This window comes from Caulobacter sp. GW822-FHT07D08, assembly GCF_058798735.1.
The window spans coordinates 474,323-500,359 of the sequence record NZ_JBXAKU010000001.1; the positions used below are offsets into that span (position 1 = coordinate 474,323).

At 68.0% G+C, this 26,037-nt stretch carries 28 protein-coding genes; 18 read left to right on the forward strand and 10 right to left on the reverse strand.

Going from position 1 to position 26,037, the window contains the following annotated elements; translation table 11 throughout:
- Positions 1 to 79 precede the first annotated feature (79 nt).
- From AC1RJ9_RS02095 to AC1RJ9_RS02115, 5 genes are all read left to right on the forward strand, one after another.
- Positions 80 to 1,864: a DUF885 domain-containing protein gene (locus AC1RJ9_RS02095; protein ID WP_492835153.1), complete on the forward strand. Its 1,785-nt coding sequence runs from the start codon at positions 80 to 82 to the stop codon at positions 1,862 to 1,864.
- A 2-nt stretch (positions 1,865 to 1,866) separates the two neighbouring features.
- Entirely contained in the window at positions 1,867 to 2,799 is a 933-nt protein-coding gene (locus AC1RJ9_RS02100) for a sugar kinase (protein ID WP_492835151.1), read from the forward strand.
- Positions 2,800 to 2,814: 15 nt separating this feature from the next.
- Positions 2,815 to 3,750: a hypothetical protein gene (locus AC1RJ9_RS02105; protein WP_492835149.1), complete on the forward strand. Its 936-nt coding sequence runs from the start codon at positions 2,815 to 2,817 to the stop codon at positions 3,748 to 3,750.
- 120 nt (positions 3,751 to 3,870) lie between these two features.
- Positions 3,871 to 4,242: a helix-turn-helix domain-containing protein gene (locus AC1RJ9_RS02110; RefSeq protein ID WP_395442938.1), complete on the forward strand. Its 372-nt coding sequence runs from the start codon at positions 3,871 to 3,873 to the stop codon at positions 4,240 to 4,242.
- A gap of 62 nt (positions 4,243 to 4,304) precedes the next feature.
- Positions 4,305 to 4,973, forward strand: coding sequence for a DUF6456 domain-containing protein (locus tag AC1RJ9_RS02115; RefSeq protein WP_492836069.1), 669 nt, complete (start codon positions 4,305 to 4,307; stop codon positions 4,971 to 4,973).
- Positions 4,974 to 4,986: 13 nt separating this feature from the next.
- On the opposite strand, the gene AC1RJ9_RS02120 is transcribed toward AC1RJ9_RS02115, so the two are convergent.
- Positions 4,987 to 5,736, reverse strand: coding sequence for a glucose 1-dehydrogenase (locus AC1RJ9_RS02120; RefSeq protein ID WP_492835146.1), 750 nt, complete (start codon positions 5,734 to 5,736; stop codon positions 4,987 to 4,989).
- Positions 5,737 to 6,006: 270 nt separating this feature from the next.
- Here AC1RJ9_RS02120 and AC1RJ9_RS02125 point away from each other — a divergent pair, with 270 nt between their 5' ends.
- Positions 6,007 to 6,480: a GatB/YqeY domain-containing protein gene (locus tag AC1RJ9_RS02125; RefSeq protein ID WP_492835144.1), complete on the forward strand. Its 474-nt coding sequence runs from the start codon at positions 6,007 to 6,009 to the stop codon at positions 6,478 to 6,480.
- Positions 6,481 to 6,578: 98 nt separating this feature from the next.
- Here AC1RJ9_RS02125 and AC1RJ9_RS02130 read toward each other — a convergent pair whose 3' ends face one another.
- From AC1RJ9_RS02130 to AC1RJ9_RS02150, 5 genes are all read right to left on the reverse strand, one after another.
- Positions 6,579 to 6,872 carry an ArsR/SmtB family transcription factor gene (locus tag AC1RJ9_RS02130; RefSeq protein ID WP_492835142.1) on the reverse strand — a complete coding sequence of 98 codons (294 nt, stop codon included), beginning with the start codon at positions 6,870 to 6,872 and terminating at the stop codon, positions 6,579 to 6,581.
- Positions 6,873 to 6,966: 94 nt separating this feature from the next.
- The gene (locus AC1RJ9_RS02135) at positions 6,967 to 7,416 is read right to left on the reverse strand and encodes a PA2169 family four-helix-bundle protein (protein WP_492835140.1); all 450 of its coding nucleotides are present in this window, start codon (positions 7,414 to 7,416) and stop codon (positions 6,967 to 6,969) included.
- A 55-nt stretch (positions 7,417 to 7,471) separates the two neighbouring features.
- Complete coding sequence (gene trhO, locus AC1RJ9_RS02140) at positions 7,472 to 8,422, reverse strand: oxygen-dependent tRNA uridine(34) hydroxylase TrhO (protein WP_492835138.1); 951 nt, start codon at positions 8,420 to 8,422, stop codon at positions 7,472 to 7,474.
- A complete protein-coding gene (locus tag AC1RJ9_RS02145; RefSeq protein WP_492835136.1) occupies positions 8,415 to 8,855 on the reverse strand; it encodes a SufE family protein in 441 nt (146 codons plus the stop codon). The genes trhO and AC1RJ9_RS02145 overlap by 8 nt, the downstream gene beginning before the upstream one ends.
- Before the next feature lie 43 nt (positions 8,856 to 8,898).
- Positions 8,899 to 9,693, reverse strand: coding sequence for a sensor histidine kinase (locus AC1RJ9_RS02150; RefSeq protein ID WP_492835134.1), 795 nt, complete (start codon positions 9,691 to 9,693; stop codon positions 8,899 to 8,901).
- A 197-nt stretch (positions 9,694 to 9,890) separates the two neighbouring features.
- Here AC1RJ9_RS02150 and divJ point away from each other — a divergent pair, with 197 nt between their 5' ends.
- A complete protein-coding gene (gene divJ / locus AC1RJ9_RS02155) occupies positions 9,891 to 11,642 on the forward strand; it encodes a cell cycle sensor histidine kinase DivJ (protein ID WP_492835131.1) in 1,752 nt (583 codons plus the stop codon).
- Here divJ and AC1RJ9_RS02160 read toward each other — a convergent pair whose 3' ends face one another.
- On the reverse strand, positions 11,643 to 12,566 hold the full coding sequence (locus AC1RJ9_RS02160; RefSeq protein ID WP_492835129.1) for a hypothetical protein: 924 nt from the start codon (positions 12,564 to 12,566) through the stop codon (positions 11,643 to 11,645).
- 123 nt (positions 12,567 to 12,689) lie between these two features.
- Between AC1RJ9_RS02160 and AC1RJ9_RS02165 the strand changes: the two genes are divergently transcribed.
- Together AC1RJ9_RS02165 and AC1RJ9_RS02170 are read left to right on the forward strand one after the other, a co-directional pair.
- Complete coding sequence (locus AC1RJ9_RS02165; RefSeq protein ID WP_492101367.1) at positions 12,690 to 13,019, forward strand: DUF1491 family protein; 330 nt, start codon at positions 12,690 to 12,692, stop codon at positions 13,017 to 13,019.
- A gap of 147 nt (positions 13,020 to 13,166) precedes the next feature.
- Complete coding sequence (locus AC1RJ9_RS02170) at positions 13,167 to 13,547, forward strand: hypothetical protein (RefSeq protein ID WP_492836067.1); 381 nt, start codon at positions 13,167 to 13,169, stop codon at positions 13,545 to 13,547.
- A gap of 4 nt (positions 13,548 to 13,551) precedes the next feature.
- Here AC1RJ9_RS02170 and AC1RJ9_RS02175 read toward each other — a convergent pair whose 3' ends face one another.
- The gene (locus AC1RJ9_RS02175; RefSeq protein ID WP_492835127.1) at positions 13,552 to 13,689 is read right to left on the reverse strand and encodes a hypothetical protein; all 138 of its coding nucleotides are present in this window, start codon (positions 13,687 to 13,689) and stop codon (positions 13,552 to 13,554) included.
- 239 nt (positions 13,690 to 13,928) lie between these two features.
- Between AC1RJ9_RS02175 and AC1RJ9_RS02180 the strand changes: the two genes are divergently transcribed.
- Together AC1RJ9_RS02180 and AC1RJ9_RS02185 are read left to right on the forward strand one after the other, a co-directional pair.
- Complete coding sequence (locus AC1RJ9_RS02180; protein ID WP_492835125.1) at positions 13,929 to 16,310, forward strand: TonB-dependent receptor; 2,382 nt, start codon at positions 13,929 to 13,931, stop codon at positions 16,308 to 16,310.
- Between the two features lie 61 nt (positions 16,311 to 16,371).
- Positions 16,372 to 17,970 (forward strand): peptide chain release factor 3, encoded by a 1,599-nt coding sequence (locus tag AC1RJ9_RS02185; protein ID WP_492835122.1) that lies wholly within the window; start codon positions 16,372 to 16,374, stop codon positions 17,968 to 17,970.
- Between the two features lie 13 nt (positions 17,971 to 17,983).
- Here the strand turns inward: AC1RJ9_RS02185 and AC1RJ9_RS02190 are convergent, their stop codons facing one another.
- Positions 17,984 to 19,216: a pyridoxal phosphate-dependent aminotransferase gene (locus AC1RJ9_RS02190; protein WP_492835120.1), complete on the reverse strand. Its 1,233-nt coding sequence runs from the start codon at positions 19,214 to 19,216 to the stop codon at positions 17,984 to 17,986.
- Between the two features lie 168 nt (positions 19,217 to 19,384).
- Here AC1RJ9_RS02190 and AC1RJ9_RS02195 point away from each other — a divergent pair, with 168 nt between their 5' ends.
- Complete coding sequence (locus AC1RJ9_RS02195) at positions 19,385 to 19,756, forward strand: methylglyoxal synthase (RefSeq protein WP_492835118.1); 372 nt, start codon at positions 19,385 to 19,387, stop codon at positions 19,754 to 19,756.
- Here AC1RJ9_RS02195 and AC1RJ9_RS02200 read toward each other — a convergent pair.
- Positions 19,753 to 20,232, reverse strand: coding sequence for a ribonuclease H family protein (locus AC1RJ9_RS02200; RefSeq protein WP_492835116.1), 480 nt, complete (start codon positions 20,230 to 20,232; stop codon positions 19,753 to 19,755). The genes AC1RJ9_RS02195 and AC1RJ9_RS02200 overlap by 4 nt on opposite strands.
- A 381-nt stretch (positions 20,233 to 20,613) precedes the next feature.
- Between AC1RJ9_RS02200 and AC1RJ9_RS02205 the strand changes: the two genes are divergently transcribed.
- From AC1RJ9_RS02205 to flhB, 6 genes are all read left to right on the forward strand, one after another.
- Positions 20,614 to 21,987 carry a hypothetical protein gene (locus AC1RJ9_RS02205; RefSeq protein ID WP_492835114.1) on the forward strand — a complete coding sequence of 458 codons (1,374 nt, stop codon included), beginning with the start codon at positions 20,614 to 20,616 and terminating at the stop codon, positions 21,985 to 21,987.
- A 77-nt stretch (positions 21,988 to 22,064) separates the two neighbouring features.
- Positions 22,065 to 22,367, forward strand: coding sequence for a hypothetical protein (locus tag AC1RJ9_RS02210; protein WP_492835112.1), 303 nt, complete (start codon positions 22,065 to 22,067; stop codon positions 22,365 to 22,367).
- 105 nt (positions 22,368 to 22,472) lie between these two features.
- Complete coding sequence (locus tag AC1RJ9_RS02215; protein ID WP_492835110.1) at positions 22,473 to 23,729, forward strand: DUF418 domain-containing protein; 1,257 nt, start codon at positions 22,473 to 22,475, stop codon at positions 23,727 to 23,729.
- Positions 23,730 to 23,871: 142 nt separating this feature from the next.
- Positions 23,872 to 24,135 carry a flagellar biosynthesis protein FliQ gene (gene fliQ / locus AC1RJ9_RS02220; RefSeq protein ID WP_099580251.1) on the forward strand — a complete coding sequence of 88 codons (264 nt, stop codon included), beginning with the start codon at positions 23,872 to 23,874 and terminating at the stop codon, positions 24,133 to 24,135.
- A gap of 21 nt (positions 24,136 to 24,156) precedes the next feature.
- On the forward strand, positions 24,157 to 24,912 hold the full coding sequence (gene fliR, locus AC1RJ9_RS02225) for a flagellar biosynthetic protein FliR (RefSeq protein ID WP_492835108.1): 756 nt from the start codon (positions 24,157 to 24,159) through the stop codon (positions 24,910 to 24,912).
- 9 nt (positions 24,913 to 24,921) lie between these two features.
- The gene (flhB, locus tag AC1RJ9_RS02230; protein WP_492835106.1) at positions 24,922 to 26,031 is read left to right on the forward strand and encodes a flagellar biosynthesis protein FlhB; all 1,110 of its coding nucleotides are present in this window, start codon (positions 24,922 to 24,924) and stop codon (positions 26,029 to 26,031) included.
- The last annotated feature ends 6 nt before the right edge of the window (positions 26,032 to 26,037 follow it).

Sequence of the window (26,037 nt, forward strand, 5' to 3'; positions counted from 1 at the left end):
CTGATCAGTCCTCGCCAAGGGACTGCCGTGAGCGATTCGCGTGTCGCCGGGCGATCCGCGTTCGCCTAAGCTGCGCCTCATGACTCGCATCGCACCCTGGCGCGCCGCCCTGGCCGGCGTCTGTCTCGCCGCCCTGGTCGTTTCGGCCGTGTCAGCCGCGCCCTCCGACACCCTGACCAGTCTGGTCGCCCGTTACGAGGCGCTCGGCGCCGCCGACGAGGATCCCGATTCCGGCGGTTCGAATGAAAGCCGCTGGCGGCTGCCCGATGTCTCGCCGGCCGCGGACGCCGAGCGCTTGGCCAAGCTGAGCGCGATCTCGAGCGCCCTGTCGTCGATGGGCACCAAGGGTCTCTCCGACGAGGAGACGTTGACCCGCGACCTGCTGGCGTGGACCGTCAAGGATCGCATCGAGGCCGCCGGCTACGACGAGTCGCGGATGCCGTTCAGCAGCGATGGCGGCTTCGACGTCATGATGCTGTACCGCGCCAGCGGCATGAAGCTGAAGAGCGAGGCCGAGGCCAAGCGCTGGATCGGCCTGCTGAACAGCATGCCCGGTTGGTACGCGGCCAATATCGATAATGCCCGTCGCGGCGTGAAGACCGGCTTCGTCCAGGCCATTCCGACCGCCCAGGCGGTGCAAGAGCGCGCCCATCGCGCCGTCGCCACGCCGCTGGCCGACGATCCGCTGATGACGCCGCTGCGCGGCCTGCCGGCCACTATCCCGGAGGCGACGCGCGCTGCGCTGGTGGCCGAGGGCGAGAAGGCGATGACCGACAAGGTCGCCCCGGCCCGCGCCACCTTCCTCAAGTTCATGGACGACGAGTACGTCCCGCACGCGGCCAAGAGCCTGGCGGCCTCGGACCTGCCAGACGGCAAGCGCTACTACGCCTTCCTGGCCCGCCGGCACACCACCACCACCCTGACGCCGGACCAGATCCACGACATCGGCCAGTCCGAGGTGGCCCGCATCCGCGCCCGCATGCAGGAGACCATGAAGGCCGCCGGCTTCCAGGGCGACTTGCCGGCCTTCCTGGCCATGCTGCGCAAGGATCCGCGCTTCTACGCCACCAGCCGCCAGCAGTTGCTGGAGAAATCCAGCGAGATCGCCAAGCGCGCCGACGATCAGCTGCCAGCCCACTTCGGGATTCTGCCGCGCCTGACCTACGGCGTGCGGCCGGTGCCGGCCAGCATCGAGAAGGGCTACACCACCGGCCGCTATTTCGGCGGCGACGCCAAGGTCGGCCGCGCCGGCGGGCTGATGATCAACACCTCGGAGCTGGACCAGCGACCGCTGTACGAACTGCCGGCCCTGGTGCTGCATGAGGGCGCGCCCGGCCACCATATCCAGATCTCTCTGGCCGCCGAGCAGATCAATGTTCCGGAGTTCCGCCGCAACCTCTACTTCACCGCGTTCGGCGAGGGCTGGGGCCTCTATTCGGAATGGCTGGGCGAGGAGATGGGGATTTATCGCGACCCCTATGAGGTGTTCGGCCGCCTGTCCTACGAGATGTGGCGCGCCTGCCGCCTGGTGGCCGACACCGGCATGCACTGGAAGGGCTGGACCCTGGAACAGGCCCGCGCCTGCTTCACCGACAATACGGCCCTGTCGCCGACCAATATCGAGGTCGAACTCAAGCGCTATGTCTCCTGGCCCGGCCAGGCCCTGGCTTACAAGATCGGCGAGCTGAGGCTTCTGGACCTGCGCAAGCGGGCCGAGGCCAGGCTGGGCGACAGGTTCGACGAACGCGGCTTCCACGATGCGGTGCTGCTGCACGGCTCGCTGCCGCTGGCGGTGCTGGAGACCCGGGTCGACGCCTGGATCGACCAGCAATCCCAGGCCCAACCGGCCAAGAAGAAGGACTGAGCGTGGCCAGGATCACAGTGCTGGGCGAGTGCATGGTCGAGCTCTCGCCAGAATCTTCACCGGGGAATGGGAGCGCCGACAGCCTCTATCGGATGGGTTTCGCCGGCGACACCTTCAACACGGCCATCTACATGGCGCGGCTGGGCGACGAGGTCGCCTACTGCACGGCGCTCGGGCAGGGCGATCCGTTCAGCGAGGGCGTGCTGTCGGCCATGCGCCGCGAGGGGATCGATACGCGGCTGGTCCGCCAGGTCGAGAACCGTCTGCCGGGCCTCTACGCCATCGTTCTGGACGAGCACGGCGAGCGGAAGTTCCACTACTGGCGCGAGCGGGCCCCGATCCGCGACCTGTTCTCGGCCCACACCGCCGACCAGCTGATCGAGGCGGCCAAGGCCAGCGGCCTCGTCTACCTGTCGGGCGTGACCCTGGCGGTGGTCGGTGACATCGGCCGGGCGCGGCTGAAGGACATTCTCGCCTATGTCCACTCGTTGGGCGTCGCCGTGGCCCTGGACTTCAACTACCGCCCGGCCCTGTGGCCCAGCCCCGAGGCCGCGCGCGCCGCCTTGGACGGCGTCGTGCCGTCGTGCCGCTACATCTCGCTGAGCAGCGAGGACAGCCGTCCGCTGTACGGCCGCGAGGCCGAGGACCTGGCCGCCGAATGGGCCGCCGCCGGCGCCGAGGTGGTGGCCCGTGACGAGAGCCACGCCGTCAATGTCCACCAGCCGGAAGGCCGCACGGCCACGCCGCCGCCGGGCCGGGTGAAGGCCGTCGACACCACGGGCGCCGGCGACAGCTTCAACGCCGCCTACCTGTCGTCGCGGCTGGAGGGGCTACCCATTCCGGAAGCGGTGGGACGCGCGCACGCGCTGGCTGCGCTGGTGGTCTCGCACCGAGGTGCTATCCTGCCATATGGTGTCGCCCTCGAAGGCGTCTAGTTATCCAGAAGTCCCATGCGTGAGTTCGATCTCAACGCCGACCGCCTGCAGTCGGCGCTGACCAAGCGCTTCCTGATCCCGGCGCTTCCCGCCCTTGAGGCGACGTTCCTGGCCCTGCGCGGCGAGACCGACCAGGCCTTGGCGGTTGAAGCGTGCGGACGCTACGGCAAGCCCTACCCCTATGGGATGTGCCTGGAGATCACGATCGATGTCCTGTCGCGGCTGAACGCACGGCCCGCCAAGCCCCGATCGGCGGGTGAGCGGGCGCTGAAGGCGTTCTTCGACAACGGCGGCCAAGGGCGGATGGTCTGGGGCGCTCTGCGCGATCGGTATTTCCAGAACGCGATCCAGTTGGGCGCGCTGTATGTCGATGTGTCGAACGACACCGTCGACGTGCGGAAGGCCAAGGTCGAAATCCTGCCGATGAAGGAGTCGGGACTGGCCCTGGTGCGGGACGCCGCGCACTTCGTTCGGATCGCCAGCGGCTACTGGGATATGGCCTTCTACGCCAACACGGCCTTGCCGTCGCTGGCCCCGGCGTTTCCGATGATCGCGGTCGACCGGAAGGGCGGGATCCAGATCCAAGCCAAGACTAGCTACATGATGCGCCTGTTCGGCGCTGACGGCTTTCACCTGGCGGAACAGTGGTTGCGGGAGGGGCCGCCCGCGCCGTTCACGGTGACCCAGGCGGTGCGAGACGCTTGTTCGCCGGACCTTTTGGCCGCCAACCCCATAGTCGGGGCCGACGAGGCCATTCGCGCTTGCGAACGCCTGCGCCTTGCCGGGACGGTCGTGGACGACGCCTGGGTCGCGGGCATGCAGGCGCTGTTCGACCAGGCGCCCGCGACGCGAATCGCCCTTCCGACACCCGTCGCCGAACGGGGTGTGATCGCGGACGAACGACGTACGAATGCTCGCCCGATTGTGAGTGTAGAGTCTATTGCGGCGTAGGGAAATCAAAGCCTTAGGCACGTAAAGCTTGAGCGAAATAGGAATATCTTCCTCTCTCTGTGAAAATATACCTATAGTGGTCCTCGCCCGCCGCGCTCGCGGCAGGGAGGAGAGGACGCCATGTTGGTTGAAGCCCTTGAGGACATCTGGGCGATTACGCCCGATCCCCGCCGCGACCGCCTGACGGTCGGCTTTGTCACCCATCTCGTTTCCCTGGCCACCGGGGTGCCGGCGGTCGAGATCAGCGCCCCCCGGCGCGCCACCCACGCCGCCGTCCGCGCGCGGCAACTGGCCATCTACCTGACCCATATCACCTTCCACTGGTCGCTGGCGCGGGTGGCCTTCGCGTTCGGCCGCGACCGCACCACCTGCGGCCACGCCTGCCGCAAGATCGAGGACATGCGCGAGGACGTGACCTTCGATCGCCGGCTCTCGGACCTGGAAGCCTGCCTGCGGCAGGCGCCGGCCCATGCCGAGGAGATCCCGGCGTGAGCGCCGCCCCCGACGAGGTCTTCGATGCGGAGCTGGAAGCCCGTCGTCTGGCCGAACGCGCCATGCGGCTGTTGTCTCGTCCCGGCGCGGTGGTGGAGGCCCGGGCGCTCGGCTATGGCGTGCGCCTGGGCGCCAGCCGCCGGCGCTGCGTGATGCTGACCCTGGACGAGGCGGCGTTCCAGGCGTTGGCCCGCGAGGCCACGCTAAGGCCGCGCGCCCAGGGCGGCTGGACGATGGCGGCGCGGCCGGAGCCTGTCGCGTCGCCGCCACCCGGACGGCCGGGCGTGATCGAGGCGGAGGTCGCCGGCCCCGGCGGCCCGGTGCGGCGCAATCTCGGCGAGTCGCCGATCGCCTGGCTGGCGCGCCGTCGCGACGGAGATGGGCAGCCTTGGCTGACGCCGATCGAGGCCGCCGCCGGCGAGCGGCTGCGCGAGGAATTCGAAAGCCTGGGGACCCAGGGCCGGATGACCATGCGCTGGGACGCGACGCCTCGCGTCGACGGCGGCCGCCCCGGCCTGGCGCCGGCTGAACGCGACATCGCGACCCGCGAGCGGGTCGCCAAGGCGCTGGCGGCGGTGGGCCCGGGGCTGCGAGAAATCCTTGAGCGGGTCTGCTTGCTCGGCTCGGCGCTGGAGACGGCCGAGCGGTCGCTGAAGCTGCCGCGCCGGGCGGGCAAGACGGTCCTGAAACTCGCCCTGCAGCGCCTGGCGCGGCATTATCGGATGGCGTGAAAGCCGTTGGTCGTTAGCGGTTGCCGCCGGCGACGGCGATGATCTCACCGGTGATCCAGAAGCTTTCCGGCGAGGCCAGGAAGGTCGCCACCGGCGCGATGTCTGACGGCTGGCCCAGGCGGCCGAGCGGGGTCTGGGCGATCATCTGGGTCTCCAGATCGCTGCCGATGATGCCCACGGTGTGGGTGCCTTCGGTCTCGACCGCGCCGGGCGAGATGGCGTTGACGCGGATCTTGCGCGGGCCCAGCTCCTTGGCCAGCACGCGGGTGATGGAGTCCACCGAGGCCTTGGTGGCCGTGTAGACCGAGGCCGTCGGGATATCGACGGTGGTCGCCGCCGAGCTGATGTTGATCACGCTGCCGCCATCGGCGCCGAAGCGCTTGGCCGCCTCCTGGGTGGCCAGCAGCAGGCCCAGGACGTTGATGTTGAACTGGCGGTGGAAGTGTTCCTCGGTGACCTCTTCCAGGGCGGCGAATTCATAGACGCCGGCGTTGTTCACCAGGATGTCGACGCCGCCGAACGCCTTGTGGGTCTCGTCGAACAGCCGAGTGACATCGGCGCTCTTGGCGACGTCGCCGTGGACCGCGATGGCCTTGCCGCCCGCGGCAATGATCTCGGCCGCGACTTTGTCGGCGCCCTCGCGGCTGGAGGCGTAGTTGACGGCGACGGCCGCGCCTTCGGCGGCCAGGGCCTTGGCGATGGCCGCGCCGATGCCCTTCGAGGCGCCCGTGACGACGGCGGTCTTGCCAGCAAGCTTGCTCATGATCTCTCTCACTCTTCGGCGCCCTAACGGCGCATGCTTCGACATTTAGATAATCATCGAAGTGATTCAATGAGCGAGACCCGTGAAATTTCTCGAAGGCTGTCGGTACAGGCTAGAAGTGTCCCGGAGACACGTTAGGGCTGAGCGCTAACGGGGCGGGGATCGAACCCGGAAACGCCTGGCGACTTACGCCTAGCCCGTGCTTTTAGGGAGCCGCGGTCACCATCCACTACGGCGCTATCGAATAGAACGAACTGAAAGGACGACGACATGGCTTTGCTCGACGAACTCAAGGCTGACCAACTCGCGGCGCGCAAGCTGAACGACCGCCTGAAGGCTGACGTTCTCACCACCTTGATCGGCGAGGCGACACAGATCACGACCGAGGAATTCAAGCGCGGCTTGACGGAAGTCACGGATGAAAAGGTTGTCGCGACCGTCGCGAAGTTCTTGAAGAACACGAAGCTGACGCTGGAAAACCTCGCGACCGAACGCGCGCGTCTGATCGAAGCCGGTGGCGATGCGTCGAAGGTGGACGCGCGGACCAAGGCGGCTGAAACCGAACTGGCGATCCTATCCTCGTATGGCCCAAAGCAGATGACGGAATCAGAATTGCGCGAGGCGATCGACGACTTCCGGGCCAAGAACCCCGGCGCCAACGTCGGGATGATCATGGCCCACCTGAAGACCAGCTTCGGCGGTCAGTATGACGGCAAGGCGGCCAGCGCGTTGGCCAAGGCTTAAGCTGAGGGCAAGGGTTCAAGCCAAGGCAGGTGAGCGCAACTTGGGCCGCCTAGGTTCCGGAAGGCCTAGCCTGTCTCAGCTTTCGTATCGCGCCGTCTTCAGATCTCCGCCAGCTGGGCGAGGTAGGCGTTCAGGACGTCGCGCTGCAGGATCAGGAATGCAAACTTGCCCTGGCGGCAAATGCGGATCAGGCCGGCGGTCTCGAGCTCCTTCATGTGATGCGAGAAGGTGGCGGCGCTGACCGCCACGTGCTGGGCCAGCGCCCCGCAGGCCGTTGGTTCGCTGTTGGCGCCGACCTCCTTGAGAATCTGGCGGCGACGCGGCTCGGCCAGGGCCTTGGCGATCAGATTGACCTGGCGTTCATCGAGAACGGGGCGCGGCGCGTCTTCCATGACCTTCATATGCGATCGGTCGGGCGCGGAGGCAAATCCCCATGCGAAAGGGCGGGACCGTTCGATCCCGCCCTTTGCCGTCCAGGCGCTGAACCTAGTGCTTCAGCGACAGCTTGAGATCGCGCATCTGGTCGTGGCCGGACTTCACCGAGGTCCAGGCCTTTTCGATGACCGTGCGGGTCTGGGCGTCGACGTCGGTGTCCTGCAGGGCCTTTTCGTACTTGGCCTTGATGTGGTCCTCGCCGGCCTCGACTTCGTTGACCACGGCCTCGTCGCCCTTGGTGATCGAGTCCTTTAGGTTCAGGAAGACGCGGTGGGCGGCCGCCAGGATGGTGCCGTCGTCCTTGGCCTCGCCGCCCAGGCGGCGAACCTCGTCCTGCAGTTCCGAGGCGACAGAGCGGCGTTCCTGGGCGCGGCGCTCGAACAGATCCTTGTAGCGCGAGGCGTCGGCGTCCTTGGCGGCTTCGGCATAGCCGTCGGCGCTGTCGATGGTGGTTTCGACCAGGCCATTGACGAGTTTGATGTGGTCTTCGTTCGTATGCATGGGGGCGGCTCCTAGAGAAGGGGAGCCGGGTCAACGCGGGGCGACGGCGAAGCGTTCAGCTTGGCCTTGAAGGAAAAGTGGCGCCGACGTGATCGATGCCCAGGGCCTCGCAATGCCGGGCCTGGCGATGGCGCTCGGCGGCGCGGGCCTTCTGTTCCTCGCTGCGCTGGTCGTGGCAGGCCGGACAGGCGACGCCTTCGACATACAGCGGTGAGGTCTGGGCCTCGACGCTGACCGGCATCCGGCAACCGCGGCACAGGACGTGAGTGCCTTGCGACAGGCCGTGACCGACCGCGACCCGCTCGTCGAACACGAAGCATTCGCCGCGCCACAGGCTTTCGGGTTCGGGCACCTGCTCCAGATAGTCGAGAATGCCGCCCTTGAGGTGGAACACTTGCTCGACCCCCTCGGCCTTCAGGAAGGCGGTCGACTTCTCGCAGCGGATGCCGCCGGTGCAGTACATGGCCACCTTCAGCGGCGCGGCGTCCGGGCCGCGTTCGGCCTCAAGGCCCGCGCGATAGTCGCGGAACCAGGCGGGAAATTCCGAGAAGCTGGCCGTCTTGGGATCGACCGCGCGCGCGAACGACCCGACGGCGACCTCGTAGTCGTTGCGGGTGTCGATCACCACCACGTCGGGATCGGCGATCAGGGCGTTCCAGTCGGCGGGCTCGACATAGGTCCCGGCGTCGGTCGGATCCAGGTCCGGCTCGCCCAGGGTGACGATCTCTTTCTTGAGGCGGACCTTCATCCGGTAGAACGGCATGCGCTCGGCCCAGGCGGTCTTGGGCGTCAGATCGGCGCAGCCGGGCAGGGCGCGGATGTGCTCCAGCACCGCCTCGATGGCGGCGTCCTCGCCGGCGATCGTGCCGTTGAGACCCTCGCGGGCCAGCAGCAGGGTGCCCTTGACGCCGAGGCTACAGCACAAGGCCGCCAGGGGGCCCTGGATCGCCGCCGGATCCGCGAACCGCGTGAAGCGATAGAGCGCCGCGACGCGATACTCAGCCAAGGCGGGGCGTCCCAAGGGCTTCCTGGGCGTCGCGCCGGATGCGGGCGACCATCGACTTCAGGCCGTTCGAGCGTTGCGACGACAGGGCTTCGGACAGGCCCAGCTTGTCCATCGCGCCCTTGGCGTCGAAGGCGACGATATCGGCGGGCGTGCGGCCGGAATAGAGGCGCAGCATGATGGCGACCAAGCCGCTGACAATATGGGCGTCGCTGTCGCCCTTGAACGCCAGGGTCCCGTCGGCCTGGGGTAGGGTGACCAGCCACACCTGGCTGGCGCAGCCGCGCACCTTGTTGTCTTCCGAGCGCTCGGCGTCGGTCAGCGGCGCGAGTTCCTTGCCCAGCTCGATCACGTAACGATAGCGCTCTTCCCAGTCGCCCAGGAGCTCGAACTCGTCGGCGAGGTCGTTGAGGGCGGCGTCGATCGGACTGGTCATGGCGGCCAATTAGGGGGCGCGCCGGTTCAAGGCAAGCTCGCGCCTACGCGACGGGAAGGATGAGCCGCGCCAGGAACCCCGCGCCCAGGCTGGACGACAGCTTCAGTTGCCCGCCCATGGCTCGCGACAGAAGGTCGACGATCGGCAGGCCCAGGCCGACGCCTTCGTTGGAACGGGTCAGGGCCGAGCCGCCCTGTTCGAACGGTTGCAGCAGGCGCGGCAACTCGGCGCTCTCCACGCCGGGGCCCTGGTCGCGGATGGTGATCTCGATCTCGCCGCCGATCTTGCCGGCGGCGACATGCACGACTCCCCCGGCGGGCGAGTGCGTAACGGCGTTCTGCAAGAGGTTGGTGAGCATGGTCCGCAGGCCGCGACTATCGGCGATGACCGCCGGCAGGGCGCCTTGATTGACCACGTGGACGATGACGTCGCGGCGTCGGATCTCGGCCTTCAGGCCGTCGATAACGTCATCCAGCGCTTCGTCCAGAGGCTCGGGCGTCATCTCGATGTCGGTGACGTGACCCTCCAGGCGAGCGATCTCGACGATCTGGTTGACCAGCTTCAGGAGCTTCATGCCGCTTTCGTGCACGATACCCGCATATTCCTTGTACTGCGGGTTCCCGAGCGGTCCGTAGAGTTCGTGCGAGAGGATCTCGGAGAAACCGATCACGGCGTTGAGCGGGGTGCGCAGTTCGTGGCTGACCATGCGCAGGAACGACCGCTTGCGATCGTCGAGGGCCAGGCGGCGGCGCTCGTTCGCGGCCGCCCGGCGATCGGCCGAGTCGGGGTCCGCGAAGGTGCGGTCGGACAGCGTGTCCAGGGACACCGGTTCTGGCATGACGGACTCCCGGACCTTCTGTCCGTAGTGACTTCAGACCCGGAGGATGCCGGCTCGCGCTTACGATTCCGTTTCCGTCCACAGCGCTTCCACGAGGAAAGATCGCTTAACGATTGTGCGGCCTTGGAGGGAAGGGCTCCCTCGCGTTAAGGTTTGACGACGGCGCCTCCCCGCCGCGCTTGCAAGTCGACCGGCCCTTGGAATTCGAAACGCTTCCAGACCCGATCCGACGCCCCGCCCCCCAGGCGGGGTTGGACCCCGCGCATGCATGGCGTCTGGGCTGGCTGGCGGCCATCTGCCTGGCCGCGGCCGCGACGTTGTTCGCCAACAGCGCCGGCGGCTGGCCCGTCTGGGCGGCCCTGGGCGCCGGCGCGGTCCCGGCCCTTGTGGCCTTGGTCTTCTCGCGCGACGACGAGCGCACCCAGTCGGTGCTGCTGGTGTTGTGGGCCGTGGGCGGCTCACTGGCGGCGGTGCTGACGGGCGGAGTCTCCGGCGCCATGGCGGCCTGGTGCCTGGCGCCCGTCGCGGCGGCCTCGACCCTGGACCAGCCCAAGCGTCTGGCCGAGGGCGCGGCCCTGGCCCTGATCGGCGGCTGCGTCGCCGCCCTGACCCAGCTTTCGGGCCTGGCCCCGCCGGCCCCGACGGGCCCGGTGGCCTTCGTGCTGGGCTTTCTGGCCCTGGTCACCACCGGCCTCGGCCTTGCCGCGGGTCTCTTGATCGGCCGTCGCCGGCAGGGCGCGCGCGACGACCGCTATGCTTCCGAGATCATCGGGCTTGAGAGCCTGCTGGACGGCCTGCCGCAGCTGGCGATCGCGATCCGCGGGCAAGGCCAGGTGACCGCCGTGCGCGGCGCGCCGCCGCGCGGCGTCACGACTGTCGACCTCGTCAATCGCGGCCTGACAGGCGCGGCCGCCCCGGGTGATCGCCAGCGGCTGACCGCCGCCATCGCCGCCGCCCACCGCGAGGGCGTGGCCAGCCTGACCTTCAACCCGGCCCTGGGCGTCGAGCGCACTGTCGCCCTGGATCTGGCCCGCATCGCGCCCAACCAACTGGTGGGCTTGCTGCGCGACGTCACCGTCGAGCGAAACCGCGAGACCGCTCTGGATCAGGCCCGCGTCGACGCCGAGGCCCTGGCCGCCGGCCGCGCTCGCTTCCTGGCCAACATGTCCCACGAGCTGCGCACGCCGCTGAACGCCATCATGGGCTTCTCGGACATCATGCGCGCCAGGATGTTCGGCCCCCTGAGCGACCGCTACGCCGAATATGCCGAGTTGATCCACGAGAGCGGCGGACATCTGCTGGACCTGATCAACGACGTGCTGGACATGTCGAAGATCGAGGCCGAGCGCTTCGAGTTGCAGCGCGGCGTGTTCGACGCTCGCGAGGCGGTGCAGGCGGCTATGCGCCTTTTGCGCGTCCAGGCCGACGGCGCCGGCGTCCAGTTGCGCGGCGTGCTGCCGCCGGGCGAGCTGGAGGTCGACGCCGACCGCCGCGCCCTGAAGCAGATCGTGCTGAACCTCGTCTCCAACGCCCTGAAGTTCACCCCGCGCGGCGGCCAGGTGACGGTCACGGCCCACGGCTATGACGGCGTGCTGGAGATCATCGTCGCCGACACCGGCGTCGGCATCAGCCCCGAGGACCTGGAACGTCTGGGTCGTCCCTATGAGCAGGCCGGCGGCGTTGAACAGCGCGCCAAGGGCACGGGCCTGGGTCTGTCCCTGGTCCGCGCCTTCGCCAAGCTGCACGGCGGCGAGATGACGATCGAGAGCCGCCTGGGCGCGGGCACCAGCGTGGCGGTGCGCCTGCCGGTGCTGCTGGCGCCTCTGAAATCGGTGACGCTGGAAACCCTGACCGAGCCCGCGCCGCCGGCCGAAACCCCGATCGAGGGCGAGCCCAAGCCCGCGCCGACCGCCCTGGGCGACAACGTCATCGCCTTCGCGCCGCGCTGATCAGCGCAGGAACGCGCAGCCCGCCGCGAAATCGCCCACCTCGATATAGGCCTTGCGGGTGATCTCGTCGCCGCCGCGGCCCTGGAACACGAACTCCACCGTGACCGCCTCGCGCGGATCCAGCTTCAACATGGCGTCGATCGCCGCCGGCGGGAAACGGAAGGCCAGGCCGGTCTTGGCGCTGGTCGGCAGCAGGGTGAGGGGCGATTCCACGCGGGTCTGGGCGGCGAACACCAGGCTGGCGTTACGCGGCGCGACCCTGGCCGCCAGATTCCGGCCCGCGTTGGAGGCGATGTAGGGTCCCAGGGTCCGGCTCGTGTCCCGCATGATGATCCGCGCCGCATAGGGGCGTTGGCCGTTGTCGAAGGTCGCCACCGCCGTCAGCGCCAGGTTGCGGCCCACCAGGCCGAACATCAGACGGTCGCCGCCGAAGGTCGCTGGCTGCGACAGCCGCCAGACGGGGATGGTCGCCGACACCGAGCGCTCGGCCTTCCAGGACGCGACATCGCCCGGATAGGTCATGGCCAGCATCTGGGTATAGCCTTCGAAGGCCTTTTTCACCCGCGAGGCGGCCAGGATCAGGTCCTTGGAATCGCAGGCCGCGCCAGCGGCCTTGGCGCGGGCGCGCTGCTCCAGGGCGGTGACCTGCAGTTCGCTGGCGCCGGAGCGCAGGGTCGCACCGCGCGCCTGGGCGCGCGAGGCGTCGAGGGCGACCGAGACGGTAGGCGTGAACAGCCTGCAGCGACCGTCGGCCGCGGTCATCAGCGTGCGTTCGTAGAGCTGGTCGGCGGCGTTAGCGTACAGCGCTGTCGGAACGGCCACGACCGTCAAGCCGATCAACACCCCGATCCATCGCGCCCAGCGACCTTTCTGGGGCGTCCCGAAGCGCGATAGCCGAAAGTGGAAGCCGGTTTCGGCGGCCATCGCGCGTCAACTCCTGGAAATTCCGCTCGCTCATTTAAGGGAGCGGAGGGGCGAGGTTTTCTCGTATGCTTCGAGACTTAGAGGGCGACCTATGCGCCCCGTGGGGTTGCGGTTCGGTTAGCGATGCTTCTTTCGACGGATATCTGGGTCGGCGCGTTGATCCGCCGCGCCGAACTGGGCGGCGCCTTCGCCATGGTCGCCCGCAAGGGCGACGCGCGGGCCGGGGCGGTGCTGGTCAAGATCGTCGACCGCCGGGCCGGAACCGCGCGGCTCTACAGCGAAGCCACGCGCGGTGACGGCGAGCGCTTCTGGATGCAGCCGGTCCGTTCCGAGTTCGAGCCCGACCTCGACGCCTATGCGGAGCGCGCCGCCCGAATCGACCCGGACGTATGGGTGGTGGAGATCGAGGACCGTGACGGCCGTCACTTCCTGACCGAGCCGGTGGAGGCTTAGGCGCTTTCAATATCGGTGGAAGGATCGGGGAGAACTCGACTCTAGGGAGCCGTTAACCCTGCTCCTAAACCGGACCTAAAGCTCATTTTGGGCATGCTGCGCGAGCTTTCGAACCCCCTCCCCAGAGTTCAGCAGCCAGTATCCGCCATGCTTTTTCTCATGAACGACGTCATTCTAAGCTTTGACGCGGCCGATCTCGCGCCGCCGATGGCGCGCGACCGTTTCGCCGCGCTGTCGCTCAACTATGTCGGCGAACTGGGCAAGGAACTGTTCGCGGAAGAGCCGCTGCTGCATCACAAGGACCGTGAGCGAGCCGAGCGCCTGGCGGCGCTGATCGTGGCCAAGGCGCCGGACGTCAATGCCGCGTTGTTCATCGCGCCGGGCCGCGGCTGCCGCAAGGAAGACGTTCAGGTTCGCTATGCGCAGCTGAGCATCGAAATCATGGCCGCGCTGCTGCAGCGCCAGAATTCCGGCGCGCTCACCAACCTGGAAGCCGATCGTCAGGTCTGGCGGCGCCTGGCCGCCTAGGGCCTCAGAATCGAACCAGGGTCATCAACCAGCCAAGCGTAACGGCCAGGACGACCAGTCCGGCCAGGGTGACGCCGAAGCAGAGCGCGCTGTTGGCCGGATGCTGTCGGCCGGGCGCGCGGTGATGGTCAAGCAGGGCCATAGTTCGATTTCCTCCATTCGCCCGACGATCTGACGCCGCCGGTGCCGAATAAGGAAAGCATGACTCCAAACCCATTCTTCGAATAGGGGCATTTTGACCCATTTCCGGGCGAATTGCGGCTTTCAGAAGAACGCGGGTGTGCGAGGCTTCATCAAACCGACGTCTTACCGTCGCCGACTCGACAAGACCCGCCGCTACGCCGCGCTGAAACTCTCCAGTGCAGGTTGACGATGAAGCTTATGTCCACGGTCGCTTGGGGCGCGCTCGCCCTGGCCCTTTCCAGCCAAGCCCACGCCCAGCAGGCGGCTCAGCAGGCGACCGCCACCGAGGTCGACACCGTCGTCGTCACCGGCACCCGCCGCGTCGATCGCACGGCCTTCGAGTCGGTCGCCCCCGTGGACGTCGTCAGCCAGGAAGCGCTGAAGAACACCGTCTCTGACGAGATCATGGACAAGCTGGCGGCGACGACGCCGTCGTTCAACGTCCAGCGTCTGCCGGCCGCCGACGGCCAGGCCTTCGTGCGCCCGGCCACCCTGCGCGGCCTTTCGCCCGACCAGACCCTGGTGCTGGTCAATGGCAAGCGCCGCCACCGCTCGGCGGTGCTGGGCGGACGCGGCCAGCAGGGCGTCGACCTGGCGTCCCTCGGGACCAGCGGCATCGAGCGCATCGAGGTGCTGCGCGACGGCGCCTCGGCCCAGTACGGCTCTGACGCCATCGCCGGGGTGATCAATATCATCCTCAGCGACAAGACCGGCTTCGACGGCTATGGCCAGTTCGGTCGCTACTACGCCGGCGACGGCGACAAGACCGAGATCGGCGCGCGCTACGGCCTGGCGATCGGCAAGGGCGGCAGCCTGGTCGGCGCGATCGACTACACCAACGCCGAGGCCACCTCGCGCACTCGCCAGCGTCCAGACGCCATCGCCTTCCAGGCCGCCAATCCCAGCATCAAGGTGCCGAACCCCGTACAGCGCTGGGGCCAGCCGGACCGCGAGGTGTGGCGCGGCTCGCTGAACCTGGTCCTGCCGATCAGCGACGCGGTCGAGGCCTACGGCTTCGCCACCTACAGCGACCTGCACGGCGTCACCGACTTCAACTGGCGCAACCCGTCGACCGACACCTCGTACAGGACCAGCCCCGTTTTCCCCGGCTGGTCGCTGAGCCAGATCTATCCGGCCGGCTTCTCGCCGAAGTTCGGCCAGGACGAGACCAACGCCTCGGTCAATGGCGGCCTGCGCGGCGACGCCATGGGCTGGTCGTGGGATCTGTCGGCCGGCTGGGGCAAGGACAAGGTCGACTACTTCCTGAACAACAGCATCAACGCCTCGTTCGGTCCGCAGTCGCCGACCAGCTTCGACGCCGGTGCGCTGATCCAGGAAGAGAAGACGCTGAACTTCGACGCCTCGCGCCCCCTGGACTGGTCGGTCCTGGCCAAGCCGGCCAACCTGGCCCTGGGGTTGGAAGCCCGCAAGGAGACCTACAAGATCCAGGCGGGCGACCGCTATTCATGGGACGTCGGCCCTGGCGCGCCGGCCGGCCTGCCCAGCGGCTCGAACGGCTTCCCGGGCTACGCGCCCAGCCAGGCGGGAGCGTGGGACCAGACCAGCTACGCGGCCTATGTCGACCTTGACCTGCCGATCACCGACAAGCTCGACGCCGACATCGCCGTGCGCCACGAGGACTTCTCGGAGTTCGGCCAGACCACCGACGGCAAGATCGCCGCGCGCTATGAGTTCACGCCGAACTTCGCCCTTCGCGGCGCGGTCTCGACCGGCTTCCGCGCTCCGACGGCCGGTCAGATCAACAACACCCGCACCTCGCAGGGCCTGAACACCACGACCCTGCTGCTCTTCACCTCGGGCCGCCTGTCGCCGATCAACCCGATCTCCGTGGCCCTGGGCGGCAAGCCGCTGGAGCCCGAGGAATCGAAGAACCTGTCGTTCGGCGCGGTCTTCCGCCAGGGCGGCTTCACCGCCTCGGTCGACTACTACCGCATCGAGGTCGACAACCGCTTCGCCGTGTCGCCGAACTTCACCGTGACCCCGGCGCTGCGGGCCCAGTTGGTCGCGGCCGGCGTCCCGGGCGCCGACAGCCTGACGACGGTCAGCTACTTCACCAACTCGTTCGACACCCGCACCCAGGGCGTGGACGTCGTTGGCTCCTGGCGCGGCCAGGTCTGGGGCGGCCGCGCCGGCGTCACCGCCGCCTGGAACTGGAACGACACCAAGGTCACCCGCTCCAAGCTGACCGAGGTTTCGAACCTGGCCCGCGTCAACCTGGAAGACGGCCTGCCGCAGAACGCCGCCAACGTGTCGTTCGACTATGCGCGCGGCATCTTCAGCGGCATGGTCCGCGCTCGCTGGTCGGGCGAGTGGACCGACGCCCAGGCCAATGGTGCGACGGACCTGATCCAGAAGTTCGCGGGCAAGACCCTGGTGGACTTGTCGGTCAGCGCCCAGGTCACCGACGCGATCAAGCTGACGGTGGGCGCCGAGAACCTGTTCGACACCTATCCGGACGAGGCGACGTTCCAGGCCTCGCGCGGCCTGATCTATTCGCGCAACGCGCCTTACGACACCGACGGCGGCCTCTGGTACGCCCGCGTGTCGGCGAAGTTCTAATCTACGAGGCCAAGCGGCGAGGGAAGGTGACAAAAAGGGCTGATGGGGCTAGTCCCCGCGCATGAGCTCTTCCCCCGCCGCTGAAGCCGCCCGTCGGCGCACCTTCGCCATCATCAGCCACCCCGACGCCGGCAAGACGACCCTGACGGAAAACCTGCTGCTGGCCGGCGGGGCGATCCGAGCCGCGGGCGCCGTGCGGGCGCGCGGCCAGACCCGCCGCACCCAGTCGGACTGGATGAAGATCGAGCGCGAGCGCGGCATCTCGGTCTCGGCGTCGGTGATGACGTTCGACCACGACGGCCTGATGTTCAACCTGCTGGACACGCCTGGCCACGAAGACTTCTCGGAAGACACCTACCGCACCCTGACGGCCGCCGACGCGGCGATCATGGTGCTGGACGCGGCCAAGGGCATCGAGCCCCAGACCCTGAAGCTGTTCGAGGTCTGCCGCCTGCGCGACATCCCGATCATCACCTTCATCAACAAGATGGACCGTGAGGCGCAGGACCCGTTCGAGCTGCTGGACGAGGTCTCGTCCAAGCTGGCCCTGGACCCGGCGCCGCTCTACTGGCCGGCCGGCTCGGGGGGGCGCTTCAAGGGCATGATGGACCTGCGCGGCAAGAAGTTCGTGCCCTATGCCAAGAAGAGCTCGACCGACGAGGAGGGCCACCCCGACCCCGTCGCCTTCAACTCCAACGCGGTGGTCCAGTACCTGACGCCCGAGGAGCAGGCCGAGGTCGAGGAGGGCGCCATGCTGGTGTCCGAGGCCAGCAAGCCGTTCGACGTGCAGTCGTTCCTGGAAGGCCACATGACGCCGGTGTTCTTCGGCTCGGCCCTGCGCCACTTCGGCGTCTCGGAACTGCTGGCCGGCATCGGCGCCTATGCTCCCGCGCCCAAGCCCGCCGCCGCCACGCGCAACGGCGTGGAGACCCACGTCGCCCCGGGCGACAGCGAGGTGTCGGGCTTCGTGTTCAAGGTCCAGGCGAACATGGACCCCAACCACCGCGACCGGATCGCCTTCCTGCGCCTGACCAGCGGCCGCTTCACGCGCGGCATGAAGCTGAAGGCCCAGAACACCGGCAAGGCCATGAGCGTCAACGCGCCGATCATGTTCTTCGCGTCGGACCGTGAACTGGCCGAGGACGCCTTCGCCGGCGACGTGATCGGCATTCCCAACCACGGCGTCCTGCGGGTGGGCGACAGCCTGTCCGAGAGCGGGACCCTGCGCTTCGCCGGCCTGCCCAACTTCGCTCCGGAAATCCTGCGTCGCGTGCGGGTCAAGGATCCGCTGAAGGCCAAGCACCTGAAGAAGGCGCTGGAAGGTCTGGCCGAGGAGGGCGTCACCCAGCTGTTCCGTCCGATGATCGGCAGCGATTTCATCGTCGGCGCCGTGGGCCAGCTGCAGTTCGAGGTCATGGCCGACCGCCTGGCCAACGAATACCAGCTGGAGTGCATCTTCGAAGCCAGCCCCTATGCCGAGGCCCGCTGGCTGGGCGGCGACCGCGCCGACGTCGAGGACTTCGTCAGCAAGCACAAGTCGGCCATGGGCCAGGACATCGACGAGCAGCCGGTCTTCCTGGGCAAGTCGTCCTGGGAAATCGGCTACGTCGCCGAGCGCTATCCGAAGGTGCGCTTCGAGCGGACGAAGGAACGGGCGTAACCGCTACGCCGCCCTAAAGGGTGGCGTAGTAGTCCAGTTCCGCGAGCTGGGCGTGGTCGCCCAACGCCATCGGCTTGGCGTCCATGACCTCCTTGAAGGCCGCCTTGAACTCGGCCATCTCCTCGGGCGTGCCGACCGAGACGCGGACGGCGTTGGGCCAGATGGGCCAGGTGCGGCCGATCAGGACGTTCCTGGCCTTCATCGCCGCGAACACCGCCTTGCCGTTGCGGCCGGTGTCGATCATGAAGCAGTTGGTCTGCGGATCGCCGATGACCTTGTAGTTGTTGGCCTTTAGCCAGGCGATCGTGTCGCGGCGGGTGTCGCCAATGATCTTGCGGCGGGCCGGGACCAGGTCCGAGTCTTCCAGCGAGGCCCGCGCGGCCGCCGAGCCGGTGATCGGCATGGCGTTCTGGCCGAACGGGGTCAGCTTGGCCAGCAGGTCGGGCCGGGCGACGGCGAAGCCGCAGCGGATGCCCGCCATGCCGTAGATTTTCGAGAAGGTCCGCAGGACGATCAGATCCTTGCCGGCGGCCACCAGGTCCAGGGTGTCCTGGGCGTCGGTCAGGTGGATATAGGCCTCGTCGACCAGCAGGATCGAACCGGCCGGCTTGTTCTCCAGCGCCCAGACGATGTCCTGCTTGGTGGTCAGCGTGCCGGTCGGGTTGTTGGGATTGCAGATATAGATGACGCCGGCCTGGGCGTCGGCCTTGACCATGGCCTTGACGTCGTGGGCGCAGTCGGCGGTCAGGGGAACCTTCACCACCTTGGCCTGGCTGGTCTTGGCCGCGTACATGCCCGCCTCGTAAGACGGATCGGCGGTGACGAAGCTCCTCGTGGGCGAGGTGAAGGCCAGCACGCTGTAGTGCAGGGGCTCGGACGAGCCGGCATAGACGGCGACGTTCTCGAGCTTGAGGCCGTTCTGGGCGGCGAAGGTTCGCGCCAGCAGGTCGGTCTCGCCGTTCAGGTCGTAGCGCCCGCCCAAGGGGGCGACCCGGGCGATCGCGTCGCACGCCGCCTTGCTGGGACCCAGCGGGTTTTCGTTGGCGTTGATCAGCGTCATGCTCGGCGGCGGCGCATTGGGACTCTGGCCGTGCAGAGTCATGCCGGATGGCGGCGCGCTGGTCTGGGCGGCGGCCATGGCCAACTGAGCCTCGGTCAGGATTGGCGCCGCGGCCGCCAGGAAGGCCGCGCTCCGCAGAAAGGATCGGCGCCCCAGCGCCGGCTCGCCAGTCATCCGCTTGGTCATGATCGTTCTCCCCATCGCCCGACAGGCTCAGGACGAACCTCTCCGGCGGCGGGCGCAAGAGGCGGCCGGCGCAAAAGCGCGCCGTGCTCAAGCCGCGAGCACAGCGATGCTTGCCATCGGCGCCGGGGCGCGAAATGAGTGCGGCCCTAGCCGTTCCGGAATCGCGCCATGCCCGCTCCCTTCGCCATCGGTCTCGTGGCCCACGACGACAAGAAGGCCGCGCTGGTCGCGTGGGCCGGGGCGCACGAAGGCTACCTTAAGGACAAGGCGCTGTTCGCCACCGGCACGACCGGCGGCCGGATCCTGGAGGCGCTGCCGCATCTTGATCTGGTGCGGCTGAAGAGCGGTCCCTTGGGCGGCGACCAGCAGCTCGGGGCGATGATCGCCGAGGGGCGGCTGGACGTGCTGATCTTCTTCGTCGACCCGCTGTCGCCGCAACCGCACGACGTCGACGTCAAGGCGTTGATCCGCATGGCGACCCTGGCGAACATCCCGTTCGCCTGCAATCCGGCGACGGCGGACCTGATCGTGGGCGCCTAGCCTGGGAACTTGAGCAGGTTCGGTCTCGGGATCGCGGCCTTGAAGCTGCCGCGCGACTTGGCCGTGTCCAGCCCGAAATCGGCCCAGGCGTTCAGGAAGCCGTTCGCCGGGGCGGAGGACGGCGTGGGGACCAGTTCCAGAACGGGACGGCCCGCGAGCGCGGCGCGCGCGGCGGCCCAGGCTTCCGGCTCGGCCTTAGCGTAGGCCCCGTCGGACGCCACTAGTTCCGCGGCCAGATCAGGATCGGCGAAGCGCAGGATCACCGGCGTGTCCTTGGGCAGGTCCGAGAGGCAGTCCAGCGCCTCGGCAAGGGCCGTCAGGCTCATCTTCGCGGCGCTGGTGCGCCGCTCGCCGCCGGCCGCGCCCTTGATCGCCGCCGCGCCGGTCTCGCCGTCCAGCCGCCGCACATAGGACCAGCCGCCATAGCCCGGATCGGGACGGCAGAAGCTGGCGATCCACAGGGTGACGGCGGCCATGGGTGGGCTCCGGAAAAGGCGTTCCTGGCCTCGTTCTAGCCTGCTTCGCCACGAGAAGGGGAGGCTGTCCGTGAACGAAAGGTAAACCAAGGTTTAAATCTTATGGTTAACGTCATTTTCAGTTCAATGAACGAAGTTCTAATAGCGCGCGTCAATCCACGGCTCCGCTTGTATTCGGCAAAGCAAGAAGTGTGCCAATTCACTACATGATCAACCAAATTGGCTGAAATTTGAAACAAGGTGTAAAAATATGGAAAATATTTATGGTTAACGCGCTGTAAACACCTGTTAACCACTTGTTAAAGCCGCTGGCTCCGGTTTTGCTGATTGTGCGTTGAACCTCCGTCGGGCTGTCCCGACGTGGGACGATCCGTAGGCGGAGTGCGCAAGGCGATGTTCGAGTTCGGACGGGATCTAAAGCGGTTGTTTGGTGTGGACGCCGACTCCAAGGGAGCCTGGCGTGAAGGTTTGACCGGCGGGGACACCTCGCTGCTCGAACTGCTCGACCTGCGCCTGCTGAACAATGAGGCCCGCTCGGCCGACGTGGTCGCCGGCCGGATCGGCGCCAAGGATCGCGGCGCGCGTCTGCTGGAGGCCGCCGTCGTCTGGCGCGAGCTGGCCCGCCGAGGCGGCGACGCCGCCGCGCTGCGCAAGGGCGCGGCCCAGGCCGAGGCCGGCGTGAAGATCCTCGAGGCCGAGCGCCGCCACGACGCGCTGGCCGGCGCGCGCTGCGAGCAGGCCATTCTCGCCATTCTGGGCGCGGACCTGTTCGGCGACGAGGGCCTGATCGCCGCGGCGTCCGCCACCCTGGCCCGCACGCCGGTCAGCCAGCGCACGCCGCTTTGCAACGCCTTGGCCGCCGGCCTCGAAGGCCGAGCCGCCCTCTCCGAGAACAATGTCGACCGCGCCCTGGCCGCGGTGCAGGCCTATGAGGCGCCGCTGCGCGCTCTGGCGGCCGTCAAGCGGGTGAAGGGCGGTCCGGCCCGCCTGTTGCTGGCCGACCAGCGCGCCGCCCGTATCGAACTGATCCTGGCCTGCGCCGAGCGCCTGAAGGATCGCGCCCTGGCCGAACTGGCCGCGGTCGAAGCCAAGACGGCCGCCAGCGCGCTCGACTCCGACTTCGAACCCCTGGGCTGGGCCCGCCTGGAAGGCCTGCGTGGTCAGGCCCTGGTCCTGCTGGGCGAGCTGGACGGCGAGTTGACCCACATCACCAACGGCGTCGAGGCTCACTTCGCCGCCGTCGACGTGCTGGCGATCGAGCACAGCCCGATGGACTGGGCCCGCGCCGGCGCGTCGCTGGGCGCGGGACTGCAGGCCCTGGGTGAAGCCTCGACCAGCGAGCGCGCCTTCGAGCAGGCCGTCTCGGCCTATGACCGCGCAACCCAGGTGCTGAAGGCCCAGCCGGCCCTGGCCCTGCGCGCCGTGGTCGCCAACAACCGCGCCCTGTGTCTCGCGCGTTGCGCCGAGCTGACCGCCGATCTCGCGGTGCTGGACGCCGCCGAGATGGCCTTCAAGGCCGAGCTGGCCGCCGCGCCCGGCGGTCGCGATCCGGCCAGCTGGGCCGTGGCCCAGATGAACCTGGCCCGCCTCTACGAGGCCCGGGTCGAGATCACCGGCCGCGACGATGGTCGCCTGGCGCGCGCCGGCGCGGCCCTGGCCAGCGCGTTCGACGTCTTTTCCGAGCTGGGTTTGCGCTCGCTCACGGACTTGGCGGCACAGGGCCTGCAACGCCTGAAGCAGGCTCAGGCCGCCTGATCCGAAACGGAACACTCCCAAAGCGGGAGAAGGGGCGGCGGAAGGCCGGCCAACAAAGATAAGTAAGGGATGAACTCGTGATCGCTTCGCTCGCTCTCGCCGCCGCCGTCGTCGCCACCCCGGCTCAAGCCAAGGCTCCGTCGGACCTGCTGACCCCCGTGTCCGAGCCGCGCGTCGCTGTCGCCCTGCTGAACTGCATGGTCAAGCAGGACGGTCGCCTGACCGCCTGCACCGTGCAGGAAGAGAGCCCGAACGACCTCGGCGTCGGCCAGGCCGCCCTGTCGATGATCTCACAGACCCAGGTCGACCTGCTGGGTCCGGACGGCAAGAGCCGCGCCGGCTCCTACATCCAGGTCCCGGTGCGGATTCGCATCCGCTAGGCGCGCAGGCGGGGCGTCCCGGCGCCTTCGTCCTTCATGACGCGGAATAGACGCGACAGCCTGCCCCGAGCCCGGTCAGATTAGGCCGTGGCTTGGAGGGCGGCGATGGCGGCGGTTGATGCGAACCCGGGAACGACGGTCCCGTCGATCAAAGCCAAGGCGCGGATCCAGGCGCTGGACCTGATCCGGGGCCTGGCCATTCTGGGCATCCTGGCGGTCAACGCCGACGGTTTCGCCGCGCCGATGCTGGCGTCGCTGAATCCGGCGACCTGGCCGTTCCCGCACGAGGGCTGGACGGCGATCGCGTTCTGGATCGTCCAGGCCTTCTTCCACGAGAAGTTCGTCACCCTGTTCTCGATGCTGTTTGGCGTCTCGCTGTTCCTGGTGGGCGGCGAGCTGTCGGACAGGACGCGCGGCAAGTTCCTGGCGCGGCGCCTGGTGGTGCTGCTGGTCCTGGGCATGATCCATGGCTTTGGCATCTGGTGGGGCGACATCCTCACGCTCTACGCCTCGGCCGGCGCGATCATGTTCTTTTGCCGCTCGCTGTCGGCGCGGACGCTGATGATCGTCGGCGTGCTGCTCTACGGCGTCATGACGCTGCAGCACCTGCCGCTAGGCGCCTTGCCGCTTGCGCCGCCCGAGGCGCGGGCCAGGGCCGAAGCCCAGCTGACGCCGCCCCCCGCCGCCATCGCCAAGCGCAAGGCGAGGGCCGAGGCTGATCTGGCCGAGGCCAAGGGCTCCTGGGCCGGCGCCTATCGCGTCAACACCAAGGAATACCAGCGGCTGCTGTCGGGCTATCCGCGCCTGCTGCCCTCGACCCTGGGCCTGATGATGATCGGCCTGTCGCTGTTCAAGTCCGGCTTCCTGGCCGGCCGGTCCAGCACGCGGCGCTATGGGGCGATCGCCGCTGTCGGCGCCGTTGGGCTGGCGATCGTGTCGTGGCTGGCCTGGCGCGGCGTCATGGTCGGCGCGCCGGTCCTGGGCGGGGAGGTTCTAGGCCGACTGCTGACGCCGTTCATCTCGCTGGCCTATGCCAGCGTGCTCATCCTGCTGCTGAAGGCCGGCGCGACGGCGGTGCTGTCGCCCCTGGCGGCGGCCGGGCGGATGGCCTTCACCAACTACCTGACCCAATCGCTGATCATGACCGGCATCTTCTACGGCGGTCGTGGCGCGCTGATGGGGCAGGTCGACCGGCCGGCGCTATGGGGCATCGTCCTGGCGATCTGGGCGCTGCAGCTGACCTGGTCGCCGCTGTGGCTCAAGCGGTTCGAAATGGGACCTTTCGAGTGGATCTGGCGCTGCCTGACCATGGGCCGCCTGCTGCCGATCCGGAAAAGCGCGGCGGGCGGGGCGACGGCCTGAGCGCCACGCCCGCGACCCACCGTCGCGCCCTGGGCTTCCTACCGCTCAGGCGATAACCCCTAACGCCCTGTTAACCATATTTCGCCCATCTTCGGGCCTCGAAACAACGCGGCCAGTACGGCCGATTCCCACGAGGCTTCGCATGACGGGCGCAGAGGTTCTTGATGTCGGCCGGGACGCGATCTGGCTGACGCTTCAGCTGTGCGCCCCGTGCCTGATCGTCGGCCTGGTGATCGGCGTCGCCATCGGCCTGTTCCAGGCCCTGACCCAGATCCAGGAACAGACCCTGGTCTACGCCCCCAAGATCGTCGCCATCTTCGTATCGCTGCTGATCTTCCTGCCGATGATGGGCGCGCTGATGAGCGGCTTCATGCGCCAGATCGCCGCCCGCATCGCCGGCATGTAGCGCAAGGGCAGGGGCCTTCAGGTGAACTCCTTCGCCACGGCGTTCCAGGTCTATGTCGCCGGCCTCGTCTTCGCGCGGGTCGGGGCCATGGTCATGACCATGCCGGGCATCGGCGAGCAGTCGGTGCCGCCGCGCGTTCGCCTGGCCTTCGCCCTCTTGATGGCCCTGCTGCTGGGGCCGCTGGTGCAGAACACCGCGCCGCCGATCCCGACCACCCTGGGCGGCCTGGTCGGCGGGGTGATCCACGAGATCCTGATCGGCCTGATGATCGGCTCGGTGCTGCGCCTGTTCATGAGCTCGCTGACCACGGCCGGTGAAATCATCTCGATGCAGACCACCCTGTCCTTCGCCCAGAGCGTGAACCCCTCGATGCAGGGCTCGAGCACGGCGGTGGCCACCTTCCTGTCGATGATGGGCCTGACCCTGGTGATGGCCACGGGCCTGCATCACCTGTTCATCGGCGCGATCGTCAAGTCGTACACGATCTTCCCGTTCACCCGCGCCGTACCGATCAACGACGCCGTCACCCTGGCGGTGCGGACGGTGGCGCAGTCGTTCTCGCTGGGCATCCAGCTGGCCGCGCCGGTGATCGTGTTCTCGCTGGTCTTCAACCTCGCCACGGGGCTGGTCGGCCGGGTCATGCCCGCCTTCCAGATCTTCTTCGTGACCTCGCCGCTCAGCGTGATCCTGGGCCTGTCCTTGCTGGCGCTGTCGCTGGGCGGCATCGCCATGGTCTGGACCGATCGCTACCGCGAACTCCTGGCCGTGTTCAACTAGGGGCGCGGCATGGCGGAAGATTCAGATCCCGAGTCGAAAACAGAAGAGCCGTCAGCCAAGAAGCTGTCGGACGCTCGGGCCAAGGGCGACGTCGTCAAGTCGGCGGACATCCCGCAGCTGGCCTCGCTGACCGGCGCGGTCTCGGTGATCCTGCTGGCCGGCGGCTGGTTGACGCGCGACCTGATGAGCGCGCTCTATCCGTTCATCGCCCACGCCGGCACGATCGAGATCTCCAGCGGCGGCGCCGTGCTGATCATGAAGCAGGCGGTGATGGCCGCCCTGCCGCCGCTGCTGCTGGTGATGATCGTCACCGCCACCCTGGGCGTGATCGCCAACGTTTCGCAGACCGGCTTCATGCTGACGCCGGACAAGCTGAAGCCCGATTTCAGCAAGCTGAACGTGCTGAAGGGTCTCACCCGCATCTTCGGCATGGACGGGCTGGTGCAGTTCGCCAAGTCGGTCCTGAAGATCGGCGTCACGGCCTTCATCGCCTGGATGGTGCTGAAGCCCAATGTCGGCGAGGTGCGCAACCTGGTCGGCATGGACGTGTCGCTGCTGATCCCCGAGGCGCTCAAGCTGTCCAAGAAGCTGCTGATCATGGTGATCATCTTCCTGGTCGCCACCGCCGCCTTCGACTACTTCTGGCAGCGGATCCGGTTCATGAACCGCATGCGCATGACCCTCCAGGAGGTCAAGGACGAGTACAAGCAGTCGGACGGCGACCCGCACATCAAGGGCAAGCGCCGCCAGATCCAGATGCAGCGCTCGCGCCAGCGGATGATGCAGGCCGTGCCCAAGGCGACCGTCGTCGTCATGAACCCCACCCACTATGCCGTCGCGCTGAAGTACGAGGCTGGCGAGACCCCCGCGCCGATGTGCGTGGCCAAGGGCGTCGACGAGCTGGCCTTAAAGATCCGCGCCCTGGCCGAGGAGCACGGCGTGCCGGTGCTGGAAGATCCGCCCCTGGCCCGCGCCCTCTACGCCAGCGTCGAGGTCGACCAGGAGATCCCCGTCGAGCACTTCGAGGCTGTCGCTAAGGTCATCAGCTTCATCATGAACGGAAAGAAGCCCCAATCGCGGCCCGAAGGGCGCGCCGGGCAGCGCGCGCGTCCTCTATAAGACTCA

Coding starts and splice junctions, on each gene's coding strand:
- AC1RJ9_RS02095 (WP_492835153.1), top strand. CDS start 80: ATGACTCGCATCGCACCCTGGCGCGCCGCCCTGGCCGGCGTCTGTCTC.
- AC1RJ9_RS02105 (WP_492835149.1), top strand. CDS start 2,815: ATGCGTGAGTTCGATCTCAACGCCGACCGCCTGCAGTCGGCGCTGACC.
- AC1RJ9_RS02110 (WP_395442938.1), top strand. CDS start 3,871: ATGTTGGTTGAAGCCCTTGAGGACATCTGGGCGATTACGCCCGATCCC.
- AC1RJ9_RS02115 (WP_492836069.1), top strand. CDS start 4,305: ATGCGGCTGTTGTCTCGTCCCGGCGCGGTGGTGGAGGCCCGGGCGCTC.
- AC1RJ9_RS02120 (WP_492835146.1), bottom strand. CDS start 5,736: ATGAGCAAGCTTGCTGGCAAGACCGCCGTCGTCACGGGCGCCTCGAAG.
- AC1RJ9_RS02125 (WP_492835144.1), top strand. CDS start 6,007: ATGGCTTTGCTCGACGAACTCAAGGCTGACCAACTCGCGGCGCGCAAG.
- AC1RJ9_RS02130 (WP_492835142.1), bottom strand. CDS start 6,872: ATGGAAGACGCGCCGCGCCCCGTTCTCGATGAACGCCAGGTCAATCTG.
- AC1RJ9_RS02135 (WP_492835140.1), bottom strand. CDS start 7,416: ATGCATACGAACGAAGACCACATCAAACTCGTCAATGGCCTGGTCGAA.
- AC1RJ9_RS02145 (WP_492835136.1), bottom strand. CDS start 8,855: ATGACCAGTCCGATCGACGCCGCCCTCAACGACCTCGCCGACGAGTTC.
- AC1RJ9_RS02150 (WP_492835134.1), bottom strand. CDS start 9,693: ATGCCAGAACCGGTGTCCCTGGACACGCTGTCCGACCGCACCTTCGCG.
- AC1RJ9_RS02160 (WP_492835129.1), bottom strand. CDS start 12,566: ATGGCCGCCGAAACCGGCTTCCACTTTCGGCTATCGCGCTTCGGGACG.
- AC1RJ9_RS02165 (WP_492101367.1), top strand. CDS start 12,690: ATGCTTCTTTCGACGGATATCTGGGTCGGCGCGTTGATCCGCCGCGCC.
- AC1RJ9_RS02170 (WP_492836067.1), top strand. CDS start 13,167: ATGCTTTTTCTCATGAACGACGTCATTCTAAGCTTTGACGCGGCCGAT.
- AC1RJ9_RS02175 (WP_492835127.1), bottom strand. CDS start 13,689: ATGGCCCTGCTTGACCATCACCGCGCGCCCGGCCGACAGCATCCGGCC.
- AC1RJ9_RS02180 (WP_492835125.1), top strand. CDS start 13,929: ATGTCCACGGTCGCTTGGGGCGCGCTCGCCCTGGCCCTTTCCAGCCAA.
- AC1RJ9_RS02185 (WP_492835122.1), top strand. CDS start 16,372: ATGAGCTCTTCCCCCGCCGCTGAAGCCGCCCGTCGGCGCACCTTCGCC.
- AC1RJ9_RS02190 (WP_492835120.1), bottom strand. CDS start 19,216: ATGACCAAGCGGATGACTGGCGAGCCGGCGCTGGGGCGCCGATCCTTT.
- AC1RJ9_RS02195 (WP_492835118.1), top strand. CDS start 19,385: ATGCCCGCTCCCTTCGCCATCGGTCTCGTGGCCCACGACGACAAGAAG.
- AC1RJ9_RS02200 (WP_492835116.1), bottom strand. CDS start 20,232: ATGGCCGCCGTCACCCTGTGGATCGCCAGCTTCTGCCGTCCCGATCCG.
- AC1RJ9_RS02215 (WP_492835110.1), top strand. CDS start 22,473: ATGGCGGCGGTTGATGCGAACCCGGGAACGACGGTCCCGTCGATCAAA.
- fliQ (WP_099580251.1), top strand. CDS start 23,872: ATGACGGGCGCAGAGGTTCTTGATGTCGGCCGGGACGCGATCTGGCTG.
- flhB (WP_492835106.1), top strand. CDS start 24,922: ATGGCGGAAGATTCAGATCCCGAGTCGAAAACAGAAGAGCCGTCAGCC.